42 protein-coding genes are annotated in these 25,083 nt (G+C 42.2%); 2 read left to right on the forward strand and 40 right to left on the reverse strand.

What is annotated here, in order from left to right:
• Positions 1 to 412: 412 nt before the first annotated feature.
• Positions 413 to 640: a hypothetical protein gene (locus NQ095_RS20380; protein WP_060674075.1), complete on the reverse strand. Its 228-nt coding sequence runs from the start codon at positions 638 to 640 to the stop codon at positions 413 to 415.
• A 138-nt stretch (positions 641 to 778) separates the two neighbouring features.
• Between NQ095_RS20380 and pdaB the strand changes: the two genes are divergently transcribed.
• Positions 779 to 1,528 carry a polysaccharide deacetylase family sporulation protein PdaB gene (gene pdaB, locus NQ095_RS20385; protein WP_375162868.1) on the forward strand — a complete coding sequence of 250 codons (750 nt, stop codon included), beginning with the start codon at positions 779 to 781 and terminating at the stop codon, positions 1,526 to 1,528.
• Between the two features lie 45 nt (positions 1,529 to 1,573).
• On the opposite strand, the gene NQ095_RS20390 is transcribed toward pdaB, so the two are convergent.
• Entirely contained in the window at positions 1,574 to 2,209 is a 636-nt protein-coding gene (locus NQ095_RS20390; protein WP_258265246.1) for a KinB-signaling pathway activation protein, read from the reverse strand.
• A gap of 150 nt (positions 2,210 to 2,359) precedes the next feature.
• Between NQ095_RS20390 and gerD the strand changes: the two genes are divergently transcribed.
• Positions 2,360 to 3,004, forward strand: a complete 645-nt coding sequence (gerD, locus tag NQ095_RS20395; RefSeq protein ID WP_258265247.1) for a spore germination lipoprotein GerD — start codon at positions 2,360 to 2,362, stop codon at positions 3,002 to 3,004.
• Between the two features lie 76 nt (positions 3,005 to 3,080).
• Here the strand turns inward: gerD and NQ095_RS20400 are convergent, their stop codons facing one another.
• The 38 genes from NQ095_RS20400 to rplD form a co-directional block, all read right to left on the reverse strand.
• On the reverse strand, positions 3,081 to 4,130 hold the full coding sequence (locus NQ095_RS20400; RefSeq protein WP_258265248.1) for an Mrp/NBP35 family ATP-binding protein: 1,050 nt from the start codon (positions 4,128 to 4,130) through the stop codon (positions 3,081 to 3,083).
• A 587-nt stretch (positions 4,131 to 4,717) separates the two neighbouring features.
• On the reverse strand, positions 4,718 to 5,440 hold the full coding sequence (gene cwlD, locus NQ095_RS20405) for an N-acetylmuramoyl-L-alanine amidase CwlD (protein ID WP_258265249.1): 723 nt from the start codon (positions 5,438 to 5,440) through the stop codon (positions 4,718 to 4,720).
• A gap of 91 nt (positions 5,441 to 5,531) precedes the next feature.
• Positions 5,532 to 5,978, reverse strand: coding sequence for a YbaK family protein (locus NQ095_RS20410; protein WP_258265250.1), 447 nt, complete (start codon positions 5,976 to 5,978; stop codon positions 5,532 to 5,534).
• 234 nt (positions 5,979 to 6,212) lie between these two features.
• Positions 6,213 to 6,605 carry a 30S ribosomal protein S9 gene (gene rpsI, locus NQ095_RS20415; protein ID WP_060674087.1) on the reverse strand — a complete coding sequence of 131 codons (393 nt, stop codon included), beginning with the start codon at positions 6,603 to 6,605 and terminating at the stop codon, positions 6,213 to 6,215.
• Positions 6,606 to 6,627: 22 nt separating this feature from the next.
• Positions 6,628 to 7,065: a 50S ribosomal protein L13 gene (gene rplM, locus NQ095_RS20420; protein ID WP_034765935.1), complete on the reverse strand. Its 438-nt coding sequence runs from the start codon at positions 7,063 to 7,065 to the stop codon at positions 6,628 to 6,630.
• A 539-nt stretch (positions 7,066 to 7,604) separates the two neighbouring features.
• The gene (truA, locus tag NQ095_RS20425) at positions 7,605 to 8,357 is read right to left on the reverse strand and encodes a tRNA pseudouridine(38-40) synthase TruA (RefSeq protein WP_258265251.1); all 753 of its coding nucleotides are present in this window, start codon (positions 8,355 to 8,357) and stop codon (positions 7,605 to 7,607) included.
• 14 nt (positions 8,358 to 8,371) lie between these two features.
• Positions 8,372 to 9,169 (reverse strand): energy-coupling factor transporter transmembrane component T family protein, encoded by a 798-nt coding sequence (locus NQ095_RS20430; RefSeq protein WP_258265252.1) that lies wholly within the window; start codon positions 9,167 to 9,169, stop codon positions 8,372 to 8,374.
• Positions 9,166 to 10,035 carry an energy-coupling factor ABC transporter ATP-binding protein gene (locus NQ095_RS20435; protein ID WP_258265253.1) on the reverse strand — a complete coding sequence of 290 codons (870 nt, stop codon included), beginning with the start codon at positions 10,033 to 10,035 and terminating at the stop codon, positions 9,166 to 9,168. The genes NQ095_RS20430 and NQ095_RS20435 overlap by 4 nt, the downstream gene beginning before the upstream one ends.
• Positions 10,011 to 10,847 (reverse strand): energy-coupling factor ABC transporter ATP-binding protein, encoded by an 837-nt coding sequence (locus NQ095_RS20440; protein WP_258265254.1) that lies wholly within the window; start codon positions 10,845 to 10,847, stop codon positions 10,011 to 10,013. The genes NQ095_RS20435 and NQ095_RS20440 overlap by 25 nt, the downstream gene beginning before the upstream one ends.
• Before the next feature lie 279 nt (positions 10,848 to 11,126).
• Positions 11,127 to 11,489 (reverse strand): 50S ribosomal protein L17, encoded by a 363-nt coding sequence (gene rplQ, locus NQ095_RS20445; RefSeq protein ID WP_034765940.1) that lies wholly within the window; start codon positions 11,487 to 11,489, stop codon positions 11,127 to 11,129.
• A 46-nt stretch (positions 11,490 to 11,535) separates the two neighbouring features.
• Positions 11,536 to 12,480, reverse strand: a complete 945-nt coding sequence (locus tag NQ095_RS20450; protein WP_034765941.1) for a DNA-directed RNA polymerase subunit alpha — start codon at positions 12,478 to 12,480, stop codon at positions 11,536 to 11,538.
• A gap of 170 nt (positions 12,481 to 12,650) precedes the next feature.
• The gene (rpsK, locus tag NQ095_RS20455) at positions 12,651 to 13,040 is read right to left on the reverse strand and encodes a 30S ribosomal protein S11 (protein ID WP_032085294.1); all 390 of its coding nucleotides are present in this window, start codon (positions 13,038 to 13,040) and stop codon (positions 12,651 to 12,653) included.
• Positions 13,041 to 13,065: 25 nt separating this feature from the next.
• Positions 13,066 to 13,431, reverse strand: a complete 366-nt coding sequence (gene rpsM, locus NQ095_RS20460) for a 30S ribosomal protein S13 (RefSeq protein ID WP_034765943.1) — start codon at positions 13,429 to 13,431, stop codon at positions 13,066 to 13,068.
• Positions 13,432 to 13,455: 24 nt separating this feature from the next.
• Positions 13,456 to 13,569 carry a 50S ribosomal protein L36 gene (rpmJ, locus tag NQ095_RS20465; protein ID WP_003156543.1) on the reverse strand — a complete coding sequence of 38 codons (114 nt, stop codon included), beginning with the start codon at positions 13,567 to 13,569 and terminating at the stop codon, positions 13,456 to 13,458.
• Positions 13,570 to 13,607: 38 nt separating this feature from the next.
• Complete coding sequence (infA, locus tag NQ095_RS20470; RefSeq protein WP_034765945.1) at positions 13,608 to 13,826, reverse strand: translation initiation factor IF-1; 219 nt, start codon at positions 13,824 to 13,826, stop codon at positions 13,608 to 13,610.
• Complete coding sequence (locus tag NQ095_RS20475; RefSeq protein ID WP_034765947.1) at positions 13,819 to 14,142, reverse strand: KOW domain-containing RNA-binding protein; 324 nt, start codon at positions 14,140 to 14,142, stop codon at positions 13,819 to 13,821. The genes infA and NQ095_RS20475 overlap by 8 nt, the downstream gene beginning before the upstream one ends.
• A gap of 15 nt (positions 14,143 to 14,157) precedes the next feature.
• Entirely contained in the window at positions 14,158 to 14,904 is a 747-nt protein-coding gene (gene map / locus NQ095_RS20480; RefSeq protein ID WP_060674098.1) for a type I methionyl aminopeptidase, read from the reverse strand.
• Positions 14,904 to 15,554: an adenylate kinase gene (locus NQ095_RS20485; RefSeq protein WP_258265255.1), complete on the reverse strand. Its 651-nt coding sequence runs from the start codon at positions 15,552 to 15,554 to the stop codon at positions 14,904 to 14,906. The genes map and NQ095_RS20485 overlap by 1 nt, the downstream gene beginning before the upstream one ends.
• A gap of 61 nt (positions 15,555 to 15,615) precedes the next feature.
• Complete coding sequence (gene secY / locus NQ095_RS20490) at positions 15,616 to 16,908, reverse strand: preprotein translocase subunit SecY (RefSeq protein WP_258265256.1); 1,293 nt, start codon at positions 16,906 to 16,908, stop codon at positions 15,616 to 15,618.
• Positions 16,908 to 17,348, reverse strand: coding sequence for a 50S ribosomal protein L15 (gene rplO / locus NQ095_RS20495; protein WP_060674101.1), 441 nt, complete (start codon positions 17,346 to 17,348; stop codon positions 16,908 to 16,910). The genes secY and rplO overlap by 1 nt, the downstream gene beginning before the upstream one ends.
• A 32-nt stretch (positions 17,349 to 17,380) precedes the next feature.
• Positions 17,381 to 17,563 carry a 50S ribosomal protein L30 gene (gene rpmD, locus NQ095_RS20500; RefSeq protein ID WP_044340532.1) on the reverse strand — a complete coding sequence of 61 codons (183 nt, stop codon included), beginning with the start codon at positions 17,561 to 17,563 and terminating at the stop codon, positions 17,381 to 17,383.
• A gap of 13 nt (positions 17,564 to 17,576) precedes the next feature.
• Positions 17,577 to 18,077: a 30S ribosomal protein S5 gene (rpsE, locus tag NQ095_RS20505; RefSeq protein ID WP_060674103.1), complete on the reverse strand. Its 501-nt coding sequence runs from the start codon at positions 18,075 to 18,077 to the stop codon at positions 17,577 to 17,579.
• 23 nt (positions 18,078 to 18,100) lie between these two features.
• Positions 18,101 to 18,463: a 50S ribosomal protein L18 gene (rplR, locus tag NQ095_RS20510; protein WP_201716422.1), complete on the reverse strand. Its 363-nt coding sequence runs from the start codon at positions 18,461 to 18,463 to the stop codon at positions 18,101 to 18,103.
• 33 nt (positions 18,464 to 18,496) lie between these two features.
• Positions 18,497 to 19,036 carry a 50S ribosomal protein L6 gene (gene rplF, locus NQ095_RS20515; protein WP_258265257.1) on the reverse strand — a complete coding sequence of 180 codons (540 nt, stop codon included), beginning with the start codon at positions 19,034 to 19,036 and terminating at the stop codon, positions 18,497 to 18,499.
• 30 nt (positions 19,037 to 19,066) lie between these two features.
• Positions 19,067 to 19,465, reverse strand: coding sequence for a 30S ribosomal protein S8 (gene rpsH, locus NQ095_RS20520; protein ID WP_060674108.1), 399 nt, complete (start codon positions 19,463 to 19,465; stop codon positions 19,067 to 19,069).
• A gap of 30 nt (positions 19,466 to 19,495) precedes the next feature.
• The gene (locus tag NQ095_RS20525) at positions 19,496 to 19,681 is read right to left on the reverse strand and encodes a type Z 30S ribosomal protein S14 (RefSeq protein WP_010191505.1); all 186 of its coding nucleotides are present in this window, start codon (positions 19,679 to 19,681) and stop codon (positions 19,496 to 19,498) included.
• A gap of 24 nt (positions 19,682 to 19,705) precedes the next feature.
• Positions 19,706 to 20,245, reverse strand: coding sequence for a 50S ribosomal protein L5 (gene rplE / locus NQ095_RS20530; RefSeq protein ID WP_060674110.1), 540 nt, complete (start codon positions 20,243 to 20,245; stop codon positions 19,706 to 19,708).
• Positions 20,246 to 20,271: 26 nt separating this feature from the next.
• Positions 20,272 to 20,583, reverse strand: a complete 312-nt coding sequence (rplX, locus tag NQ095_RS20535) for a 50S ribosomal protein L24 (protein ID WP_258265258.1) — start codon at positions 20,581 to 20,583, stop codon at positions 20,272 to 20,274.
• Between the two features lie 39 nt (positions 20,584 to 20,622).
• Complete coding sequence (gene rplN, locus NQ095_RS20540) at positions 20,623 to 20,991, reverse strand: 50S ribosomal protein L14 (RefSeq protein WP_060674112.1); 369 nt, start codon at positions 20,989 to 20,991, stop codon at positions 20,623 to 20,625.
• A gap of 44 nt (positions 20,992 to 21,035) precedes the next feature.
• Entirely contained in the window at positions 21,036 to 21,299 is a 264-nt protein-coding gene (rpsQ, locus tag NQ095_RS20545) for a 30S ribosomal protein S17 (protein ID WP_032085279.1), read from the reverse strand.
• Between the two features lie 20 nt (positions 21,300 to 21,319).
• A complete protein-coding gene (gene rpmC, locus NQ095_RS20550) occupies positions 21,320 to 21,523 on the reverse strand; it encodes a 50S ribosomal protein L29 (RefSeq protein ID WP_060674114.1) in 204 nt (67 codons plus the stop codon).
• The gene (rplP, locus tag NQ095_RS20555) at positions 21,513 to 21,947 is read right to left on the reverse strand and encodes a 50S ribosomal protein L16 (RefSeq protein ID WP_060674116.1); all 435 of its coding nucleotides are present in this window, start codon (positions 21,945 to 21,947) and stop codon (positions 21,513 to 21,515) included. Before rplP ends, rpmC begins: the two co-directional genes overlap by 11 nt.
• Before the next feature lie 2 nt (positions 21,948 to 21,949).
• Positions 21,950 to 22,606 carry a 30S ribosomal protein S3 gene (rpsC, locus tag NQ095_RS20560; RefSeq protein WP_060674118.1) on the reverse strand — a complete coding sequence of 219 codons (657 nt, stop codon included), beginning with the start codon at positions 22,604 to 22,606 and terminating at the stop codon, positions 21,950 to 21,952.
• 3 nt (positions 22,607 to 22,609) lie between these two features.
• Complete coding sequence (gene rplV / locus NQ095_RS20565; protein ID WP_034765976.1) at positions 22,610 to 22,951, reverse strand: 50S ribosomal protein L22; 342 nt, start codon at positions 22,949 to 22,951, stop codon at positions 22,610 to 22,612.
• Positions 22,952 to 22,970: 19 nt separating this feature from the next.
• Entirely contained in the window at positions 22,971 to 23,249 is a 279-nt protein-coding gene (gene rpsS, locus NQ095_RS20570) for a 30S ribosomal protein S19 (RefSeq protein WP_060674120.1), read from the reverse strand.
• Between the two features lie 60 nt (positions 23,250 to 23,309).
• Positions 23,310 to 24,140 carry a 50S ribosomal protein L2 gene (gene rplB, locus NQ095_RS20575; protein WP_258265259.1) on the reverse strand — a complete coding sequence of 277 codons (831 nt, stop codon included), beginning with the start codon at positions 24,138 to 24,140 and terminating at the stop codon, positions 23,310 to 23,312.
• 31 nt (positions 24,141 to 24,171) lie between these two features.
• On the reverse strand, positions 24,172 to 24,456 hold the full coding sequence (gene rplW, locus NQ095_RS20580; RefSeq protein ID WP_034765982.1) for a 50S ribosomal protein L23: 285 nt from the start codon (positions 24,454 to 24,456) through the stop codon (positions 24,172 to 24,174).
• Positions 24,456 to 25,079: a 50S ribosomal protein L4 gene (gene rplD / locus NQ095_RS20585; protein WP_034765984.1), complete on the reverse strand. Its 624-nt coding sequence runs from the start codon at positions 25,077 to 25,079 to the stop codon at positions 24,456 to 24,458. The genes rplW and rplD overlap by 1 nt, the downstream gene beginning before the upstream one ends.
• Positions 25,080 to 25,083 lie beyond the last annotated feature (4 nt).

A 25,083-nucleotide genomic window follows, 5' to 3' on the forward strand; every position in this document is an offset into this window, starting at 1 on the left:
TGTATTAGGCACGCCGCCAGCGTTCGTCCTGAGCCAGGATCAAACTCTCCGATAAAAGTTTGAATAGCTCTTTAAAATAAATCTAGAATTAACGTTGACGTATTGTCTTGTTTTGTTCAGTTTTCAAGGTTCAATATTTCGTCATTCCCGTTCGGGGCGACTTTATTAATTTATCACAATTCATCATGTGATGTCAACTGTTTTTTGAAATTATTTATTGGTGTTTCTTCTAAATAATTCATTGTGTTTCAGCGACGTTTACTACTATATCAAGATTTCAAATACGGGTCAATACATTTTGTGAACTTTTTTATTAAATTATTTCATTCCTATTACCTCTATTTCATCCATGGCCCTTCGCACATATCAATGAGAGCCCCCCCTGCAAATAAAAGGGGGAAGCTCACGGAGACTAATTTGTCTCTTTCTTGGCTGCTGTCTTCATATATTTCAAACATTCCTTATGACTTGCAAATCGCTTAAAAAGGGAAAATAAGATTTTATACCGTTCATCCATTGCTCTCTTAACGATATGATCAATTCGAGAATCCTTAAGATCAAACAGTATTTCATCCATTTCTCTTTTCAACAGATACTCTATTTCCTGTTTCTCTCTATCATTAATCATTAACCCCAGCAAGTATGTCACCCCTTAATGTTGGTATTTGTAGTTTTTTCCATTAAAAGATATTTATAATCATTTTTTTGTCAGATAGATATTTTTTTGGGGGACATGCATATCTTTAGTAAAGACAGACGGTTGAACGGAGGGATGACATTGAATACGTTTCACACAGTAAACGCTAAGAAATTGAAGCAAATCAGTTTGATCATCGTGATTTCTTTCTTTACTGCTTTGTTTGTATATAGCAGTAACCTCTCGACACTTTCGGTTTTCAGTACGAAGGAGGGTCCGAAGGCGATTTACAAAGGGGAAAAGGGCGTGGCGATCACCTTCAACATTGGATGGGGAGATGAAATGGCCAAGCCGATCCTTGAAGAATTAAAGAAAATGAAGGTGGCATCCGCTACCTTCTTTCTTTCCGGAGCCTGGGCTGAACGACATCCCGATTTAGTCGAACAAATCGTGAAGCAGGGTTATGAAATCGGAAACCTCGGCTATGCCTATTCCGACTATACGGAGATGGAACCGAACAAGATTAAGCAGGACATATTGAAAGCAGATGAGGTCTTTAAGAAATTGAATGTGAAAGATGTGAAATTGTTACGCGTTCCAACGGGACATTTCGATAAAGCAACGTTGAAGGTTGCCGATTCCCTGGGCTTAACGGTCGTCCACTGGAGCGTGGACTCAAAGGATTGGACCAATCCCGGTGCGGCAGAAATCCTTAATAATGTCAGCAAAGCAAAAAAGGGCGACATTGTCCTGCTTCATGCATCAGATTCAGCTAAACAGACGAAGGATGCCTTGCCGTCCATAGTGAAAGAGCTAAAAGGAAAAGGAAACTTCATTACAGTGTCCGACATGATTTCAAACGGTGATGCCAAGTCATCCCTTATACAGTAAAAAAATCCCGTAAGTGAACGTCGTTCACCTGCGGGATTTTTTCATTCAGCTCTTAGCCGATTGCCTGCGTTCTCTTTCCGTCTGGGACTTCTCTATGTACTTAGGAAGGCGCAATAGTTGGAATGCGTTACAGGCAAGCAGGGCTAGCAGCATAAGATACAGCCATTTCACGGAATTCACCAATAATACCGGAAGCCATTCCAGTGTTGTTACGACGATCATAAAGAATAGGGCTGATACAAATGTGTTGGTTTTTGCTTCTGATTGTTGATTCTTGATATAAGCAACGACAAGACCCACCACAAAGATCCCGATCCCGAGTAATATATAAGGCGTATACGACTCTCCTTCTACAGCGAAAGCTCTGAACCGGAAGTAAATCAAATCAAACAGGACAAGGGCGATCAGCACCAGTTGAACGGGGTTCCATAGGCTCTTGAACATCCCCATCCCGAATTGATGGATGGTTAAGTAAGCGAAATAACCCATTTGACTGATGACACTAAAAGTAAACCCTACAAATATGAACCAAAGTAAACTCGATAAGATACCAATCACGTTTCCGTCCTGAAAGTATGGTCCGAACTGATCCCATCTTATGATTAGGGCGGCGACACCTGTTACGGCTCCACCGATTACTAACGTATGAATAAATAAACGAATCCAATTGCGGATGGTCACTTCTATTTTCCTCCAAATAAAAAAATATACACTCACTTGATTGTACCAACGCATGTTTAAAAAATCCAGGTTCCAAATTTACCTGTGCATATTTTTTTTCGATATTTCTCATATTAAGGGTAAGAGAATTTGTATGGAAGGAGCCTACCCATGAAAAAATATTCCTTTCTTTTTCTATTGCCTCTTCTTCTTCTATCCGCATGTGGCGGTGGTGGAGATACGGGCAGTGGCAAAATGGATTATGAAGAAACCAAAAAAATGGTTGTTGATATATTAAAGACTGATGATGGTAAAAAAGCCATCCAACAAGTCATGTCAGATGAAAAAATGAAATCAGAGCTTATTATGGATCAAGGTGTTGTAACTGATACGATATCCAAAACCCTCACATCCGAAAAGGGAACCGAATTCTGGAAGAAATCCTTTGAAGATCCGAAGTTTGCTGAAGCCATGGCAAAAAGCATGAAGGATGGCAATGAAAAATTGCTGAAGGACCTCATGAAGGATCCTGAATACCAAGGAATGATGATGGACCTTTTAAAGGATCCGGAATTTAAGAAAGAGCTCACAGAAGTTTTAAAGAGCCAGGAATATAAAGAACATTTGCAAAAGGTGATTACGGAGACCTTCCAAAGTCCGTTATTTAAAGCAAAACTTCAGGATGTATTATTAAAGGCTGCCGGTGAAATCAAAGACGGGGGCAAAAACGAAGGAAGCGACAGTCAATCGTCTGGTAGTGATCAAAATAGTTCAGGCGACTCAGGTGGCACAGGAAGTGGCGGCGGAGGGCAATAAATTTCTTCTCTGACCGGAAGTGACAACTCACATAAAGGGACCGATGCACACTGGCATTGGTCCCTTTTTTGCTTCTTTAAGAAAGTTTTTCAATGACTTTATGGGCAATTTCCCCATATATCTGACCCAGTCGGTGGTCTTCTGCATATATGGAAGGGGCAAAGTCCTCTTCATTCCAGTCCGGCTGCTGTAGTGGAAGCTTGCCAAGTAAATCGGTACGGAGCTCTTCAGTAAGCTTCTCTCCTCCGCCTTGACCGAATACGAATTCCTTTTCTCCCGTCAGTTTACTTTCAAAGTAAGACATGTTCTCTACCACACCCAGGATGTCATGGTCAGTTTGAAGGGCCATGGCTCCTGCACGAGCCGCTACGAATGCTGCTGTCGGATGAGGTGTCGTCACGATGATTTCCTTACAATGTGGAAGCATTGTATGAAGATCAAGAGCAACGTCCCCTGTTCCCGGTGGCAGGTCCAGCAGTAAATAGTCCAAGTCGCCCCACTCGACTTCAGAGAAGAAGTTGTTCAGCATCTTACCAAGCATCGGCCCTCTCCAAATAACCGGTGCATTGTCCTCTACAAAGAATCCCATGGAGATGACCTTCACGCCGAATCGTTCTACCGGAATAATCCTTTCACCACGTACGACCGGTCTCTTCACGATCCCCATCATATCGGGAACGCTAAATCCATAAATGTCGGCATCCACAAGCCCCACCTTTTTGCCTTGTCTGGCAAGTGACACGGCAAGGTTAACCGAAACCGTTGATTTTCCTACGCCGCCTTTTCCGCTGGCAATCGCAATGAAGGTCGTCTTACTTGCAGGGGATAACAGGTCCGTTCCTTCTCCACCTGCGCCTCTATGCTTTTCAAGCTCCTCTTCAGGAAGCTCTGTAAAACGGATCCCGACAGATTCCGCTCCATTCTCCTTTAATACTTGTACAATTTGTTGCTGGAATTGCATTTGTTCCCCGGTACCCGTTTTGGCGATGGCAATTTTCACACTGACATGGTTCTTTTCTTCTTTAATGGAGATGTCTACAACTCCATTTGTTTCTTGTAAGGTTTTATTTAAAAAAGGATCTTTTAATCCAAATAAAAGTTCGCGTGTTTGTTGTTCAGATAACATGAATAACCACCCTTTTCTATGTATTCGTTTTCAATCATCTGGTCTCAGTATAACATATTCTCAGTTGAATGAATGCTCAAAAGGTTTTGAATGCTTTTGTCGAATAATAAAATGGATTTTCTACCTATAGGTTTCTTTACTAGGCGAGCAGTGGTTGTTTTCCGCTCCAGGTGCTCGCTTTCCGCGGGGCTGGCGGTGAGCCTCCTCAGGCTTCGCCCTCCGGGGTCTCACCTGTCCAGCTACGGCGGCAAGCCCCTCGAGGTCATAAGCTAAATGGTCCAAGAAGGCAAAAAACGCCTTCTCGGACCATTCATCTTATGCTTGTCGGGGCTGGGCGAGCCGCCTCCGCTTTTCATACTGTCCAGCTTTTCCCGCAGGAGTCGAGCACCTTCCACTCCAAACAACTATTTATGAATAAGTTCATTAACCCCCCCTCTCTTACTACAACTCATGAAACAATAATTTTATCTTATTATATTGTCATTTAAAAAGAACAGATCGACTTTATAAATCTGTTTCGCCAAATCCTCACAAAACTCCCTAGTGACTTAAACTGCTGTTTTTAAAATCGAAAAAAAGCTGGGAGGTTATTCCTCGTCAGCTTTTTCTTTGTCATCCATGGTCAGATAGTTCAGTACCCCCTGGTAGACGGAAGCAGCAATCTTTTGCTGGTAATCCTCTTTTAGGAGGTTGGCACGTTCTCCCGGGTTGGAGAGGAATCCGATTTCCACGAGGGCTCCGGACTTTTTAGCATGTTTCAGGATGTAGACATTTTGCAGACCCTTAGCTTCCCGGGTCGTGTTTTCCAGATTTCGTGTCAGTTCTGCTTGGATCGCTTTGGCGAGTACTTTATTTTCTTCATACTTTGGATTGTAGAAAGTCTGGGCCCCGCTCCATTTCGCAGATGGAATTGAATTCAAGTGGATGCTGAGAAACATATCTGCTTGGGATTCATTGATCAGGTTGAGCCTTTTCTTAAGATCCTCCACTTTTCTTCTGCTGTATCCTCTCGTACCTTCCTCAGCAAGATCTTCATCCTTCTCACGCGTCAGGATCACGAGGGCACCTTGTTCCTGAAGATAGTCCCTTATCATCAGTGATACATTTAATGCGATGTCCTTCTCGAGTGCCTTCTCATCTCCCGCCCCGCCGTCCGGGCCGCCATGCCCCGGATCTATATAGATGATTTTTCCTGATAAGGGGAGATTCCACGAATCCCATGTATCTTTGTCTAATATTTTATATTGAATGATGAATAATAAAATAGCCAGTGCAGAAATTATCCCGATTACCTTCAGTTTCTGAACCATTCCAGTCCTCCTATTTCAAGTCTTGGCGACGGAAGAAGCCCCGCTGCCTTTACTAAAAAATATGGGACAAGAATGGGTTTTAGAACTGAAATTAATGCAACCGTAATTTGTGACGCTTGATGCCTTTTTCAAATCCTTCTGACCACCATGTTTCCACAAAATGCTCACAGCAGAAATAAAAGGACTCGTCTACTTCATTCGATACACCCATCTCAGACCAGTACAGCCAGAAATTATAAAGAGTATCAATAAAATGCTTCAATTCTTCCTCACAACGCATCTTCACTAATTCGGTATCTTCACCTGAGTACCCGAATTTACTGACCTTCCCTCCAAGTAGATAAGCTTCTATAGCTACATCAAAACATGCTTCATCAAATCCCTGTTGCATAAATACGCCGCCTTGAATCTTTATATATCCAAAATGCCGCCGGACACTCTCCTGCAGCATCTTAATTGAAATTTCTTTCAGTAACGTTCTTTCCGTCTTGATCTGCTTCTCTCTTCTCTTTGTATTGAAAGTTGTAATAACGTTCAAAAAACATTCACCCCTTTGAACGTATTTTCCTACTTAACCCACCACTTCATTCGAGTAACTGTTACCAATTTTCTTGGAGGGACGGACCTCCAAATCCGCTCAAAAAAAAGAAAAAATCCTTAGTATGAAGGGATTCAGCTTGAAAATCGAAATGAAATTGGAGGTCCGTCCCTCGAAACTCAATAAAAAAAGCCCAGCCGACAGAATCGGCTGAGCTTTGGTGTGAAATAATAATTAACGCTTAGAGAATTGTGGCGCGCGACGTGCACCTTTAAGACCGTATTTTTTACGCTCTTTCATACGAGAGTCACGAGTTAATAATCCAGCGCGTTTTAGAGATCCACGGTATTCAGGGTCTGCTTGTAGTAAAGCACGAGCGATTCCGTGACGGATCGCACCAGCTTGACCAGCATAGCCTCCACCATTAACGTTTACTAAAACGTCATAGTTACCAAGAGTTTCAGTTGCAACTAGTGGTTGCTTAATTACTTCTCTTAGTGCTGCGAATGGGATATAAACTTCTACTTCACGATCATTGATAACAATGTTTCCGTTACCTGGTACTAAACGTACACGAGCTACTGAGCTCTTACGACGACCAGTTCCGTAATATTGAACTTGAGCCAAGATAATAACCTCCTCTTATTAATTATCCACGAAGTTCGTAAACTTCAGGTTGTTGTGCTTGATGTGGATGCTCTGCTCCAGCATATACATGTAATTTCTTGAACATTTGACGACCTAGAGAACCTTTTGGAAGCATACCTTTGATAGTAAGCTCAAGCATTTTCTCTGAGTAGTTTGTACGCATTTCTAATGCTGTACGTTGTTTTAAACCACCAGGGTGATTAGTGTGACGGTAGTAGATCTTGTCCGTTAACTTCTTCCCAGTAAGTTCGATTTTTGAAGCATTAAGAATGATTACATGATCACCAGTGTCAACATGTGGTGTGAATGTTGGTTTGTGTTTTCCGCGTAGAATTGAAGCAACTTCACTGGATAGACGTCCAAGAGTTTTACCTTCAGCATCTACAACGAACCATTTACGATCGATTTGATTGGCTTTTGCCATATACGTTGTACGCATGATTTAACCTCCTATTTAATGAATCCGTAGTATTTATTTTCTAATCACAATAAGTTTCCGGGGCTTATCGTGGGGTTAATAACATACCATATGCTATATTATCTTGTTCCCAGTCTATTGTCAAGAGAATGTTACACCAGGATTAGTTGTTTTAGTATTTTTTTGAATCATGATTATCATTTATAATACATGTTCCAGTTTTGCGCTTAATAAACTGTTATTCTCACCATAGATAGTGGTCGTTGATTTCCGCTCCAGGTGCTCGCTTTCCGCGGGGCTGGCGGTGAGCCTCCTCGGGCTAAAGCCCTGTGGGGTCTCACCTGTCCAGCTACGGCGGCAAGCCCCTCGAGGTCATAAGCTAAATGGTCCAAGAAGGCAAAAACCGCCTTCTCGGCCCATTCATCTTATGCTTGTCGGGGCTGGACGAGCCGCCTCCGCTTTTCGTACTGTCCAGCGTTTCCCGCAGGAGTCGAGCACCTTCCGCTCCAATCAACAAAAGGGTGCTTTACAATACCCTCTTTCAAAATGCTAAACGCCCTCTAAATCTCATCAGATCCATAATCCACTTTCCACAGATATAATCCATGTGGCGGGGCAGTCTTTCCTGCACGGTTGCGATCACGTGCTTCCAGTATTCCGGATATCTCTTCCACAGGTATATTCCCAGAACCTACCTCCAATAAAGTACCGACCAGGATCCTCACCATATTATATAAAAATCCATTGCCCACAAATGAAAAAATGATTTCTTCTTCGTGTTCCTGAATTTCAATACGATGAATGGTTCTTACTTTGTCTTCCACTTCCGTCTTCGCTGAACAAAAGCTTGTGAAGTCGTGCTCCCCGATCAGGTGCCGGGCAGCGCGCTTTATATCAGGAACGGAAAGCGTATGGGGATAGTGAAGGGCAAAATGCCGGTTGAACGGACTTCTTGATTCCCCTGTATAAACCCGGTAACGGTATTCTTTCTGCTCCACGGAAAACCGCGAATGAAAGTCTGTTGAAACAAACTCGGCTTCTTTCACGGTCACTTCATCCGGTAACCTAGTATTCAGAACGATCGGCCATTTCTCTTCTAGAATGGATAAAGGTGTGTCAAAATGAAAGACTTGACCGTTTGCATGGACACCTGCGTCGGTACGGCCAGACCCGCTGATCCGGACAGGACCGCCTTTATGGATAGTGGACAAGATGCTCTCTATAAGGCCCTGGACGGTACGTTGATTCGGTTGTACTTGGTAACCATGAAAATACGTCCCATCATAAGCGATGGTACACTTCACTCTCTGCATACGTGACACTCCCGTTATCCTCTGAAAATGATTAATACCGTTGTAAGGAGGGCAAGAACGATTAACGCTCCTGTATCCTTCTTATGCCAGGATAACAGGCGGTATTTCGTCCTGCCCTCCCCTCCTTGATACCCTCTTGCTTCCATGGCCGTTGCCAAGTCTTCGGCGCGTTTAAATGCACTGACGAAGAGAGGAATCAATAGAGGGATGATCGCTTTGATCCGATCTTTGATGGGACCTGATGAAAACTCTGCCCCCCTGGCAATCTGTGCCTTCATGATTTTATCCGTTTCCTCCATCAGCGTTGGTATGAACCGCAGGGAAATCGACATCATGAGTGCGAGTTCATGTACAGGGAATTTCACTTTCTTCAATGGATTCAGAAGCGTTTCTAGCCCGTCTGTTATCGTGATGGGTGAGGTCGTAAGCGTTAATAATGAAGTAACAAGGATTAGATAAAAGAATCGTAATGAAATAAAGATCCCCTGCCTTAAACCCTCTTCATGAACAGACAAGATACCTAGGTCCAGAATGACGGGACCTTCCTTTGTAAAAAACACATGTAAGAAAAACGTAAACAGAATCAGCCAAAGAATGGGCTTCAATCCTCCGATAATAAATCGGATGGATAGATTGGATAGAATGAGTGCGCTAAACGTAAAAAGACCGAGCAGTGCATACGTAACAGCATTATTCGCCAGGAATACGACGCATATAAACCCAAAGATAAATAATAGCTTTGCCCTGGGATCCATTTGGTGAAGAATGGATTTAGCCGGTACATAACGGCCGAAGATCATTTTTTCCATCATAGTCCCTCACCTCCGTCACGGATCGCACGGATGGCTGAAGCCAATTCGTTTATTGTCAGACACGTCTTAGGAAGTTTCTTTCCGGTCTTTTTTTCAAACTGATATTGGAACCGAACAACATCGGGTACATCCAATCCCATCTCAAACAGTTCGTCCGTCTCGGAGAAGATTTCTGCAGGGGTTCCTTTTCGTTTTAAACGACCTTTTTGCATGATGACGATCTCTTCTGCATAGTGAGCGGCGTCTTCCATGCTGTGGGTGACGAGGATGGTCGTCAGTCCCTTTTCCTTATGAAGATCATAGAACATGTCCATGATCTCCCTTTGCCCTCTTGGATCGAGTCCTGCTGTCGGCTCGTCCAATACAATGACCTCGGGATTCATTGCCAGTACACCTGCTATGGCGACTCGTCTCATTTGTCCACCTGAAAGATCAAAGGGGGATTTCTGCAGTACATCCAGTGACAAACCAACCTTTACAATCAATTCTTTCGCTCTTTTTATCGCTTCTTCCTCAGACACACCAAAGTTCATTGGACCGTAACAAATATCTTTAAGGACGGTTTCTTCAAACAGTTGATGTTCAGGAAATTGAAAGACAATCCCTACCTTCTGTCTGACAGGCTTTAAATTCTTTGCCTTTTCCTTTGCCTTGATCTCGTGCTTGCCTACTTGAACAAGTCCCTCTGTAGGTTTTAATAATCCATTAAGATGCTGCAATAGTGTGGACTTGCCTGAACCGGTGTGACCAATCACTGCGAGAAACTGACCCGTTGGAATCGAAAGGTTGATATCTTGAAGGGCAAGTTTTTCAAATGGAGTGTTGAATGAATATCGGTATTCTACCTGTTGAAATGAGATCTGCATAATTCATCCACCAACTCTTCTTCTGTAAAATATGTTTTAGACAGGGGAAACCCTGCTTCCTTCAGTGCCCCGGCAAGCTTGATGGTGAAAGGGGAATCCAAACCAAGCTTGATGAGCTCGTCCTCCAATAGGAAAATCTCTTCCGGTATTCCTTCCTTAAAGACACTCCCTTGATTCAAAACAATCATACGATCTGCCTTCGTAGCTTCCTCCAGGTCATGGGTGATGGAAATCACCGTCAGGTTCTCTTCTTCTTTCAGCTTCCGGACTGTTTCAAGAACTTCCTGTCTTCCCTTTGGGTCAAGCATCGATGTGGCCTCATCCAAGATGATGATGGATGGCTGCAGGGCTACAACACCTGCAATCGCTACACGCTGCTTCTGCCCCCCTGATAAATGGTGTGGCTCTTGATCAAGAAAATCTTCCATATGGACACTTTTTAAAGCATCATTGACTCTCTGTACCATCGAATCATAAGGTACCCCATGGTTTTCTAACCCAAAAGCCACATCATCCTCTACTGTAGCACCAACAAATTGATTATCGGGATTCTGAAAAACCATACCCAGCTTTGAACGGATGTCCCAAATAGAGTTCTCAGCAAGAGTGATTCCATCCACCGTCACAAGTCCCTTCTCCGGGAAGTGAAGACCATTCAACATCTTGGCTAAGGTGGATTTACCTGAACCATTATGACCGACAATCGCCAGCCACTCACCTTGATTGACCGTCAGGCTAATCCCTTTAAGGGCGTAGGTCTCCTGATCCGGATATCTGAAATACACATCGTCAACTTTAATGATTTCCTTCAATTCTGTAACCTCCTCTACGCTATCCTAACTCAGCTCTGCTAAAACCTTTGCATATAAAAAAAAGCCTGCACCCCGACCAAAGAAAAGAACATCTTTTCTTGTTCATCCACTGAACAGCTTCTATGAACATAGAAGTTGGAAGGGGTGCACGAGCTAGACGAGTCAGACAGCGCTGCTCATCGTAACGCTCTGCTTTTCATCACATGCACTTATACAAAAAGGGCAAAGAAGCAGTTAAGGATTAACTGTCCCGCCCTTAATGTTAGAAGTCACGAATTATTAAACTAATTCGATGATTGCCATTGGAGCACCGTCACCACGGCGAGGACCAACCTTCATAATGCGAGTATATCCGCCTTGACGCTCTGTGTAACGAGGAGCGATGTCAGAGAATAACTTTTGTAAAGCATCTTGGTTGTTTTCAGCGTTTGCAACTTCTTTACGAATGAATGCACCAGCTTGACGACGCGCGTGAATGTCACCACGTTTACCTAGTGTGATCATTTTTTCCACAACTGAACGAAGCTCTTTCGCACGAGTTTCAGTTGTTTCGATGCGCTCGTTAATGATTAGGTCTGTAGCTAAATCACGTAGCATTGCTTTACGTTGAGCACTGGTACGTCCTAACTTTCTGTAAGCCATTAAGGGTTCCCTCCTTTGTTGAATCTATATATGAAAGAAGATGTTATCAGTCGTCTTTACGTAATCCAAGTCCAAGGTCTTCAAGTTTAACTTTAACCTCTTCAAGGGATTTACGTCCTAGGTTACGCACTTTCATCATATCTTCTTCAGTCTTGTTAGCAAGCTCTTGCACAGTATTGATTCCAGCACGCTTCAGGCAGTTATAAGAACGAACAGAAAGATCCAATTCTTCGATGGTCATCTCTAGAACTTTTTCTTTTTGGTCTTCTTCTTTTTCTACCATGATTTCAGCATTCTGCGCTTCATCTGTAAGGCCAACGAAAATATTTAAGTGTTCTGTCAGAATCTTAGCACCTAAAGAAATGGCTTCTTTCGGTCCAATACTTCCATCAGTCCATACATCAAGAGAAAGTTTATCGTAGTTCGTCATTTGACCAACACGAGTATTTTCTATTTGATAGTTAACGCGTGAAACTGGAGTGTAAATAGAATCGATTGGGATCACGCCAATAGGAAGATCCTCACGTTTGTTTTGGTCTGCTGGTCTGTACCCACGACCACGGGATGCACTTAAACGCACACGGAAGTGACCACTCTTTGATAATGTTGCAATGTGTAAATCAGGATTTAACACTTCAACATCACTATCATGAGTAATATCCGCAGCCGTTACGACTCCTTCACCCTGTACATCAATTTCCAGCGTTTTTTCTTCATCAGAGTAGATCTTCAACGCTAGCTTCTTGATATTCAAAATGATGGATGTGACATCCTCTACGACGCCTTCAATTGTTGAAAACTCATGCAGTACTCCATCTATTTGAATAGATGTGACAGCAGCACCTGGGAGTGACGATAATAGGATACGACGTAAGGAGTTACCCAAAGTTGTACCATATCCACGCTCAAGTGGTTCTACGACGAACTTTCCATATGTGGCATCATCGCTGATCTCAACCGTTTCAATTTTTGGCTTTTCAATTTCGATCATTAATATTTACCCTCCTTCAAAACGTCGAAACTCCGGGCTAAATAAGATAAAGTCCGAAATTCCCCATGTTTACGTTCCCTATTGTGCACCAACAACTGGTTACTTTTCTGAATGAACGTATCTTGTATCATATCCCATTATAGACAACGATACAAAATTTATACAGAAAATTAAACGCGGCGACGTTTTGGTGGACGGCATCCATTATGAGGAACTGGAGTAACGTCTCTGATTGCAGTAACTTCTAGACCTGCTGCTTGAAGAGCACGGATAGCTGCTTCACGACCAGCACCAGGACCTTTAACTGTTACTTCAAGAGTTTTTAGACCGTGTTCCTGAGAAGCTTTAGCTGCTGTTTCAGCTGCCATTTGTGCTGCGAATGGAGTGGATTTACGAGAACCTCTGAATCCTAGTGAACCTGCACTTGACCATGCAACAGCATTTCCGTGAACATCAGTAATAGTTACGATTGTGTTATTAAATGTAGAACGAATGTGTGCAATACCAGCTTCGATATTCTTTTTCACACGACGTTTACGAGTATTAGTTTTACGTGCCATACTAAGAAGTAACCTCCTTTACCTATTATTTTTTCTTGTTAGCTACAGTCTTACGAGGACCTTTACGTGTACGAGCATTGTTCTTCGTATGTTGTCCACGAACAGGTAGTCCACGACGGTGACGAAGACCGCGGTATGAACCGATTTCCATAAGACGTTTGATGTTTAGTGATACTTCACGACGAAGATCACCTTCTACTTTTAATTTATCAACGATATCACGAATCTTTCCTAGTTCGTCGTCAGTAAGATCGCGAACGCGAGTATCCTCGGATACACCAGCTTCAGATAAGATTTTCGCTGCAGTATTTTTACCAATACCGTAGATGTATGTTAATGAAATGACAACACGTTTGTCACGTGGAATGTCTACACCAGCAATACGTGCCATAGTGATAGCGCACCTCCTTTAAGATTAGCCTTGTTTTTGTTTGTGTTTAGGGTTTTCACAGATAACCATGACTTTACCTTTTCTACGAATAACTTTACATTTTTCGCAGATTGGTTTAACAGATGGTCTAACTTTCATCTTATTCTAACCTCCTTAATAGTACGGAGTGCAATAGATTATTTATAACGATAAGTGATTCTACCACGAGTTAAGTCATACGGTGATAATTCCACTGTTACCTTGTCACCAGGTAGGATACGAATGAAATGCATACGGATCTTTCCTGAAACATGTGCCAGTACTGTATGACCATTTTCTAATTCTACCTTAAACATCGCATTGGGCAAAGTCTCGGCGACCTTACCTTCAACTTCAATTACATCATCCTTAGCCATCGAACATGTCTCCCTTCTTCTCATCATTTAATACTTCGTTAACAAACTTTGAAACAGCATAACGCAGTTTACCGTTCGTTACTCTGCCTGATTCTATAATACTGTTTTGAACTTCTGGAGAAACATAGTCACACAAGTGAAGATGAGCGATGTTCTTTCGCTTGGCGCGATCGAACTTTCGTCTATCCCCATCTGCTATCAGTACAAAACGTTCATCCAACTGCTGAATAACGACCGAGTAGCTTCCAGTCTCTCTCCCTTTAAGGGTTTGAACAATCTGGCCTATCCTCGGAACCGTTGATTCTGACTCGATCAATCCAATCACCTTCACTTAGGCTTTCGTCAATATCTCATAGCCGTCTTCAGTAATTGCTATGGTGTGTTCAAAGTGCGCACACATTTTATCATCTACTGTGACGACTGTCCAGTTATCTGATAACGTTCTAACATATCGACTTCCTGCATTAACCATTGGTTCAATAGCCAGTACCATGCCAGGCTTTAAACGCGGACCTTTGTTCGGTGGTCCATAATGAGGGATTTGCGGGTCCTCATGTAAGTCTTGACCAACTCCGTGTCCCACATACTCCCGAACGATCGAAAAGCCATTAGCCTCAACAAAAGTTTGTATACTATGAGAGATATTCGACAGACGCTCGCCTGGTTTCGCTTCTTTAAGGCCCAGAAATAATGATTCTTCCGTTACATCAAGAAGCTTCCGGGTTTCATCATCTATTGTTCCAACTGGATATGTCCAAGCCGAGTCACCGTGATAACCATTATATTTAGCACCGATATCGATACTGATAATATCGCCATCTTTCAATACCCGATCGCCTGGAATTCCATGTACCAACTCATTGTTGACTGAAGCACAGATGCTGCCACGAAACCCATTATACCCTTTAAAAGATGGAATTGCATCATGTTTACGAATGAATTCTTCAGCAATTGCATCCAATTCCTTCGTCGATATTCCCGGAGAAATATACTTTTGCAATTCCGCATGAGTCAAAGCAACAATCTTACCAGCATGCCGCATGATCTCAATCTCTCTCGGAGTTTTAGAAATGATCATTATGAAAGGCCTCCAAGTAGTTCATCAATGTCATCAAACACTCTATGGATGTCTTGTTGACCGTCAATGTTTTTCAGATAGCCTTTATCTTCGTAGTAAGCCAATAGTGGTTGGGTTTGTTTGATGTTTACGTCCAAACGGTTTTGAACCGTTTCTTCGTTATCGTCTGCGCGTTGATATAACTCGCCGCCGCAGCGATCACAAACGCCCTCTTCTGTTGGCGGATTAAAGACAAGATGATAAGTAGCGCCGCACTCTTTACAGATCCTGCGACCTGTCAAGCGCTCCATCAGGATGTCCTTATCTACATTAATATTAATGACATAATTCATTTTCTTACCAAGATCAGCTAGGATGTTTTCAAGTGCTTCTGCCTGAGCAACCGTTCTTGGAAACCCATCCAGTAAGAAGCCTTTTTGACAGTCCTCTTTGCTTAACCGTTCACGAACGATACCGATTGTCACTTCATCAGGAACAAGATCGCCATTATCCATGAATGATTTGGCCTTCAAGCCTAGTTCAGTACCTTCTTTAATAGCTGCACGGAACATATCGCCTGTAGAGATATGGGGGATACCATATTTGTCTACGATTTTTTCAGCTTGAGTGCCTTTTCCTGCGCCTGGTAAGCCCATAAGAACTATATTCACTCGTACTCCCCCTAATTGTCTATAAAATGGTTTCAGGAACAAGACGTTCCCGAAAACCCTCTTATTTAATAAATCCTTTGTAGTGACGTTTCACTAACTGTGCCTCTAGTTGCTTCATTGTCTCAAGTGCAACCCCTACTACGATCAGTAAGCTTGTTCCACCGATTTGAGCTGCAGGAGGTAATCCTGCAAAGTTAATGAAGAAAACTGGAAGGACTGAAATAACAGCTAAGAAAATGGCCCCAACAAATGTTAGACGATACAGAACGCGAGTGAGATACTCTTGTGTGGTTTTACCTGGACGAATACCAGGGATATATCCACCTTGCTTCTTCAAGTTTTCAGCCATTTGTTCCGGATTTACTTGAATGAAAGCATAGAAATACGTAAAGGCAACGATCAGAGCTACATAGATGATCATACCAACTGGTTTGGTGTAATCAAAGATGTACTGGATAGTACTGGTCACATCATTATCTCCAAAAAAGGATGAAATGGTCTGTGGCGTGATAATAAAAGAAATCGCAAAGATAACTGGAATAACACCCGCAGCATTCACCTTTAATGGTAGATGTGTTGATTGTCCACCAACCGGACTACGCCCCACTAAACGTTTTGCATATTGAATCGGAATCTTACGAAGTGCTTGTTGGATAAACACGACACCAACCACGATTGCAATAACTGCTAAAACAAGAAGTGCAAGAACCACAATACGAAGGAAGAGCTGTTCGCCTGCTCCCTCGATTTGTTGAGCATAGATTTGGTTTACAGTGTTAGGGATCGCAGCGACGATACCTGCAAAGATCAGGATCGAAATACCATTCCCAACGCCTTTAGCCGTGATTTGTTCACCAAGCCACATAAGAAAAGCCGTACCAGCTGTTAGAACTAAAGCTATTAGTAGGTACGTACTGACTCCGGGGTTTTGGATAAGCATTCCACCGTAAATTCTGTTAAAGCCGTAGGACATTCCCAAAGCCTGGATGAATCCAAGAATGATAGTGAAATAACGTGTGAACTGAGCTAATTTACGGCGCCCGACTTCACCCTGCTTAGACCACTCAGTAAACTTCGGTACAACATCCATTTGCAGGAGCTGCACAATGATCGAAGCCGTGATATAAGGCATGATTCCCATCGCGAAGATGGAGAAGTTCTTTAACGCACCGCCACCAAATGTATTCAGGAATCCAAGGATCCCTGCCTGGTCTTGCATTTTCAATACATTAGCGTCTACGCTTGGTACAGGAATAAAGGTACCAAGACGAAAGACTATTAACATTAGAAGGGTGAAGATAATTTTGTTTCTTATATCACCCACGCGCATAAAATTGGAGACAGTTTGAAACATTAGATCACCTCGGATGTACCGCCAGCAGCTTCGATAGCTTCTTTAGCAGTGGTTGAGAATTTGTGTGCTTTTACTGTAAGCTTTTTCTCGATTGAACCTTTACCAAGAATCTTAATTCCTGCTTTTTCGTTACTCACTACACCAGATTCTACAAGTAGAGCTGGAGTAACTTCTGTACCATCTTCGAAGCGATTCAATACGTCAAGATTGACGATTGCATATTCTTTACGATTGATGTTCGTGAATCCACGTTTAGGTAGACGTTGGAACAATGGTGTTTGACCACCCTCAAAGCCAGGACGAGTTCCGCCACCTGAACGGGCGTTTTGTCCTTTATGACCTTTACCAGAAGTCTTTCCATTACCTGAACCAATACCACGTCCTACACGATTGCGGACTTTACGTGAACCTTCTGTAGGCTTTAACTCATGTAATTTCATGTCGGCACCTCCTTTTTTTTAAGCGTTAAAAATTACTTTTCAGTTACTGTAACAAGGTGAGCCACTTTGTTGATCATACCGCGGATAGCAGCATTATCTTGTTGCTCAACTGTTTGGTGCATTTTGCGAAGTCCTAAAGCTTCAACCGTTTTGCGTTGATCTTGAGGACGACCAATTGTACTGCGAGTGAGGGTAATTTCTAGTTTGTTAGCCATCGTTATCCCTCCCTTATCCTAAAATCTCTTCTACTGATTTACCACGTAATTTTGCAACGTCTTCAGCGGTCTTTAATTGTTTTAAACCTTCGATTGTAGCGCGAACCATGTTGATTGGAGTGTTAGATCCTAAAGACTTAGATAGGATATCTTGAACACCAGCTAATTCAAGTACGGCACGAACAGGTCCACCAGCAATAATTCCTGTACCCGCAGAAGCAGGTTTGATCAGAATTTGACCAGCACCAAATCGTCCAGTTACTAGGTGAGGTGTTGTACCTTCAACCATAGGAACTTCAATTAGATTTTTCTTCGCATCTTCAATCGCTTTACGGATTGCTTCAGGTACCTCTTGAGCTTTACCCGTTCCGAAACCAACGTGACCGTTTTTGTCGCCCACTACTACAAGAGCAGCGAAACGGAAACGACGTCCACCTTTAACAACTTTCGCAACACGATTGATTGTAACTACGCGTTCTTCAAATTCTAGTTTGCTTGGATCAATACGACGCATCTGGATTGTCCCTCCTTTTTTTATTAAAATTCTAAGCCGTTTTCACGAGCTGCTTCAGCTAAAGCTTTGATACGGCCATGATATAAATATCCACCACGGTCAAATACTACGGATTTTAATCCTTTTTCTACTGCACGTTTCGCAACTAGCTCTCCAACTTTAGCTGCTGCATCAGCAGTAGCAGATGAGTCTAGATTGAAATCTTTATCTTGAGAAGATGCACTAACTAGAGTAACACCGTTCATATCATCGATAAGTTGAGCGTAGATATTTTTGTTAGAACGGAAAACGTTCAAACGAGGACGAGTTTCAGTTCCAGTAATTTTTGAACGGACACGAGCATGTCTTTTCTTACGTGTTTTGTTCTTATCTGGCTTAGTAATCACCTACGGTCACTCCTTTCTTTTGCCTACGCGGCATTATTTACCTGTTTTACCTTCTTTACGACGAACATATTCACCTTCGTAGCGAATACCTTTTCCTTTGTAAGGCTCAGGAGAGCGTACAGCACGAATGTTAGCAGCTAATGCTCCAACACGTTCTTTGTCGATACCTTTGATAGATATCTTTGTATTAGCCGGTACTTCGATCTCGATACCTTGTTCTGGTTCGATCTCAACTGGGTGAGAATAACCAACGTTAAGGACAAGCTTAGTACCTTGTTTTTGAGCACGGTAACCTACACCGACTAGCTCAAGATTTCTTTGGAATCCTTTAGATACACCTTCAACCATGTTGGCGATTAGGGCACGAGTTGTACCGTGTAACGCGCGGTGTTCTTTTGCATCAGAAGGACGAGTAACTGTTGCTACGTTGTCTTCTAATTCAACTTTAATATCAGAATTGAATGTACGAGAAAGTTCCCCTTTAGGTCCTTTTACAGTTACTGTGTTATCTTCAGCAACTGTTAAAGTAACGTCAGATGGAATTTCTACTGGTAGTTTTCCTACACGTGACATCCTGTTGCACCTCCATTCATATAAAAAATATTACCAAACGTAAGCTAGTACTTCTCCGCCTACTTGTTGAGCACGAGCTTCTTTATCAGTTAACACACCTGTAGAAGTAGAAACTAGTGCGATACCTAAACCGTTTAGTACTCTAGGTACCTCTGTAGATTTAGCATATACACGTAAACCAGGTTTAGAGATACGCTTTAATCCAGTGATTACACGTTCGTTGTTTGCTCCATATTTCAAGAAAATGCGGATAACACCTTGCTTGTTATCTTCTACATATTCTACGTCACGTACGAAACCTTCACGTTTGAGGATTTCTGCAATTTCTTTCTTGATGTTAGAAGCAGGAACTTCTAATCTTTCGTGACGAACCATGTTCGCATTACGGATGCGAGTAAGCAAATCTGCAATTGGATCTGTCATTGTCATAATAATTTACCTCCTTCCCAATATGGGGTATTACCAACTAGCTTTCTTAACGCCAGGAATCTGACCCTTGTATGCAAGTTCACGGAAACAAATACGGCAAAGCTTGAATTTACGGATAACTGAATGAGGACGTCCGCAACGTTCGCAACGAGTATACGCTTGAACATTATGCTTTGGCGTGCGTTTTTGTTTCGCAATCATAGATTTTTTAGCCACATTTTCGCCTCCCTTATATAGCGATTACTTTTGGAATGGCATTCCGATTTGTGTCAACAATTCACGAGCTTCTTCGTCTGTGTTCGCAGTTGTTACGATTACGATATCCATACCGCGTGCTTTAGACACTTTATCATAATCAATCTCAGGGAAAATCAATTGCTCTTTTACTCCTAATGTATAGTTACCGCGACCGTCGAATGCTTTTTTAGAAACACCGCGGAAGTCACGTACACGTGGAAGTGAAACAGAAATTAATTTATCTAAGAATTGGTACATACGCTCTCCGCGAAGAGTAACTTTTGCACCGATTGGCATACCTTCACGAAGACGGAAGCCTGCGATAGATTTTTTAGCTTTTGTTACAACTGGCTTTTGACCAGTGATTTGAGTTAATTCATCAACAGCTACATCAAGAGCTTTTGAGTTTGAAACAGCATCGCCGACACCCATGTTGACAACGATCTTTTCAACTTTAGGTACTTCCATTACTGATTTGTAATTGAATTTGCTAACTAGAGCTGGACTGATTTCTTGTTGGAATTTTTCTTTTAGGCGGTTCATTCAGAATACCTCCCTTCTTAATCGTACTATTTATCTAGAACTTCACCTGATTTTTTTGCTACACGTACTTTTTTGCCATCTTCTGTCTTATAACCTACACGAGTTGGCTCGTTAGATTTCGGATCTAGAAGCATAACATTTGATACATGGATAGATGCTTCCTGACTGATGATTCCGCCTTGCGGATTCATCTGTGAAGGTTTAGCGTGTTTTTTTACAACGTTGATTCCTTCAACTAGCAATCGGTCTTTCTTTGGGAATGAAGCAAGAACAACACCTGTCTTACCTTTGTCTTTCCCAGTAATGACCATTACTTTATCGCCTTTTTTTACATGCATTTCATCGCACCTCCTTGAATGGCCCAATGCTAATATCTATTAAAGAACTTCTGGAGCTAAAGATACAATTTTCATAAAGTTGCTGTCACGCAGTTCACGGGCAACAGGTCCGAAGATACGAGTTCCACGTGGTCCCTTATCGTCACGGATAATGACACAAGCGTTCTCGTCGAACTTAATGTAAGTACCGTCTTGACGACGTACACCAGATTTAGTACGTACAACAACTGCTCTGACTACGTCACCTTTTTTAACAACGCCACCTGGTGTTGCTTGTTTTACTGTACACACGATAACATCACCGATGTTAGCCGTCTTGCGTCCAGAACCACCAAGCACTTTAATAGTTAATACTTCACGAGCACCAGAGTTGTCAGCAACTTTTAAACGTGATTCTTGTTGAATCATGTAGGTAACCTCCCTTCGGAATATAAAATATCCGAACAAATATATTAGATAATAACTGCTTTTTCAACAACTTCTACTAAACGGAAACGTTTTGTAGCAGATAGTGGACGAGTCTCCATGATACGTACGATATCGCCTACTTTTGCTTCGTTGTTCTCATCATGAGTTTTAAACTTCTTAGAGTACTTAACGCGCTTGCCGTATAGAGAATGCTTTTTATAAGTTTCTACCATAACCGTTACTGTTTTATCCATTTTGTCGGAAACAACACGGCCAGTGTATACCTTACGTTGGTTGCGGTCACTCATTTAAGCAAACCTCCTCTCATTTATCGATTGTTAACCCCGATCTCTCTTTCACGGATTACAGTTTTCATACGAGCGATCCCTTTGCGGACTTCACGGATGCGGGCTGTATTTTCTAATTGTCCAGTCGCAAGTTGGAAGCGAAGGTTAAATAACTCTTCTTTCAGAGTCTTTACTTTTTGTTCAATTTCAGCAGTGGTTAGGTCACGAATTTCATTACTTTTCATTTGATTCACCACCAATTTCCTCACGTTTTACAAACTTCGTTTTGATTGGAAGTTTATGTGATGCTAGACGAAGCGCTTCACGAGCTACCTCTTCAGAAACACCAGCGATTTCAAACATGATTTTTCCAGGCTTAACTACTGCTACCCAACCTTCTGGAGCACCTTTACCTGAACCCATACGAACTTCTAAAGGTTTTGCTGTGTAAGGTTTATGAGGGAAGATTTTAATCCATACTTTACCGCCACGTTTCATGTAACGAGTCATAGCGATACGAGATGCTTCGATTTGACGGTTTGTGATCCAAGAAGCTTCAACTGCTTGTAAACCGTATTCACCGAACGCTACTTCTTGACCGCCTTTAGCACGTCCACGCATTTTTCCGCGGTGTTCGCGACGATGTTTAACGCGTTTAGGTAATAACATAATTATTTGCCTCCTTCCTCAGATTTCTTTCTTGTAGGAAGAACTTCTCCACGATAGATCCATACTTTAACGCCAAGCTTACCATAAGTTGTATCAGCTTCTGCATGAGCATAGTCAATGTCAGCGCGTAGAGTATGAAGTGGAACAGTACCTTCACTGTAATGTTCTGAACGAGCGATATCTGCTCCGCCTAAACGACCAGATACTTGTGTTTTGATTCCTTTTGCACCAGCACGCATCGCACGTTGAAGCGATTGTTTCTGAGCACGACGGAAAGAAACACGATTTTCTAATTGGCGAGCGATGTTTTCAGCTACTAGTTTAGCATCAACGTCAGCTCTTTTGATTTCAACGATGTTGATGTGTACACGTTTTGAAGTAAGTTCGTTTAATGCTTTACGAAGTGCTTCAACTTCTGTACCACCTTTACCGATAACCATACCAGGTTTAGCTGTATGAACAGTAATGTTAATACGATTTGCTGCGCGTTCGATTTCTACTTTAGAAACAGAAGCGTCAACTAAGCGTTTTGCAATATATTCACGTACTTTAATGTCTTCGTGTAATAGATTAGCGTAATCTTTATCTGCGTACCATTTAGATTCCCAATCACGGATTATACCGACACGAAGTCCGACCGGATGTACTTTTTGACCCACAGCTTATCCCTCCTTCTTTTCTGATACGACAAGTGTAATGTGACTTGTACGTTTGTTAATTTGACTTGCACGCCCCATCGCACGAGGACGGAAACGTTTAAGTGTTGGTCCTTCATTTACATAAGCCTCAGTTACCACTAGGCTATTAATATCCATGTCAAAGTTGTGCTCTGCGTTCGCAATAGCAGACTTAAGTACTTTTTCGATTACTGGTGAAGCAGCTTTAGGTGTATGCTTTAAAATAGCAACCGCTTCTCCAACTTGCTTACCTCGGATTAGATCAACGACTAAACGTACTTTACGAGGAGCAATACGTACTGTTCTTGCAACAGCTTTTGCTTGCATTAGGATACCCTCCTCTCAATTAGCGTCTTGTTTTCTTATCATCACTTGCATGACCTTTGTAAGTACGAGATGGCGCGAATTCACCAAGCTTGTGTCCTACCATGTCTTCAGTGACGTATACAGGTACATGTTTACGACCATCGTAAACTGCGATAGTGTGACCGATGAATGCTGGGAAGATCGTTGAGCGACGAGACCAAGTTTTAACAACTTGTTTGCCTTCAGTTTCGTTCAATTTCTCAACCTTATTCATTAAATGATCATCAACAAAAGGTCCTTTTTTTAAGCTGCGACCCATGTTTGAACCTCCCTTCGTGACTGATCTACGGCTCTTTTCAGGAACCGTAGTACAATCCCGTTATTTTTTGCGACGACGCACAATAAATTTATCAGATTTGTTGTTTTTCTTACGTGTCTTGTATCCAAGAGTAGGTTTACCCCAAGGAGACATTGGTGATTTACGTCCGATTGGAGCGCGACCTTCACCACCACCGTGTGGGTGATCGTTAGGGTTCATGACAGAACCACGAACTGTTGGGCGTTTACCTAACCAACGAGAACGACCGGCTTTACCAATGTTGATAAGTTCGTGTTGTTCATTTCCAACTTGACCTATAGTAGCACGACAAGCAGAAAGAATCATACGAGTTTCACCAGAGTTCAAACGTACAAGTACATATTTACCTTCTTTACCAAGTACTTGAGCAGATGTACCAGCAGAACGAACTAACTGACCACCCTTACCTGGTTTAAGTTCAATATTGTGTACGATTGTACCAACTGGGATGTTGATAAGTGGTAATGCATTACCTACTTTGATATCTGCATCTGGTCCAGACATTACTTCCATACCTACAACAAGTGTTTTAGGTGCAAGGATGTAACGTTTTTCTCCATCAGCGTAGTTGATTAGTGCAATATTAGCTGAGCGGTTTGGATCGTATTCGATCGTAGCAACGCGTCCAGGTATACCATCTTTTTCACGTTTGAAATCGATGATACGGTATTGGCGTTTATGACCGCCACCTTGATGACGAACTGTTAACTTACCTTGGTTGTTACGGCCACCCTTTTTGTGTAGGGGTGCTAAAAGTGACTTTTCCGGAGAATCAGTAGTGATTTCAGCGAAATCAGAACTAGTCATGCCGCGACGACCATTAGAGGTAGGTTTATACTTTTTAATCGCCATGTTTTTCCCTCCTCTTCTTAATTAAAGAATTTTATACTTCAAAGAATTCGATTTCTTTACTGTCAGCAGTAAGCTTAACGATAGCTTTACGACGCTTGTTAGTGTAACCAGCGTGTTTACCCATGCGTTTGAACTTACCTTTGTAGTTCATGATGTTTACTTTATCTACTTTCACGTCAAAGATTGCTTGAACGGCGTCTTTTACTTGAGTTTTGTTGGCTCTAGTATCAACTTCGAAAGTATACTTTTTCTCAGACATAAGATCAGTTGAAGCCTCTGTAATTACGGGGCGCTTAATGATTTCACGTACATCCATTATGCGAGCACCTCCTCTACTTTTTCAACAGCTGATTTAGTCATCACTAGTTTGTCATGTCCCAATACATCCAGAACGCTAATTCCTTCTGCAGTGACAACCGTTACACCAGGGATGTTACGAGCTGAAAGTGCTACGTTTTCGTCAAGACCGTCAGTGATTACTAATGTTTTAGAATCAACAGAAAGACCTTTTAGGACGCTAGCAAATTCTTTTGTTTTAGGAGCATCGAATGATAATGCTTCTAATACTAAGATGTTTTCTTCTACTACTTTAGAAGATAGTGCAGATTTAATCGCTAAGCGACGAACTTTCTTAGGAAGTTTGTAGCTGTAGCTGCGTGGAACCGGTCCAAATACAGTACCACCACCGCGCCATTGTGGAGAACGGATTGACCCTTGACGAGCACGACCTGTTCCTTTTTGACGCCAAGGCTTACGCCCACCGCCACGTACTTCAGAACGATTTTTTACTTTGTGATTACCTTGACGTAAAGACGCTCTTTGCATCAATACTGCTTCAGTCATCACATGTGTGTTTGGTTCAATACCAAAAACAGTGTCATTAAGTTCAATATCACCAACTTTAGAACCGCTTTGGTTAAATAATGCTACTTTCGGCATTCTT

It is taken from the genome of Rossellomorea sp. SC111 (genome assembly GCF_024733565.1).
Classification (GTDB): domain Bacteria; phylum Bacillota; class Bacilli; order Bacillales; family Bacillaceae_B; genus Rossellomorea.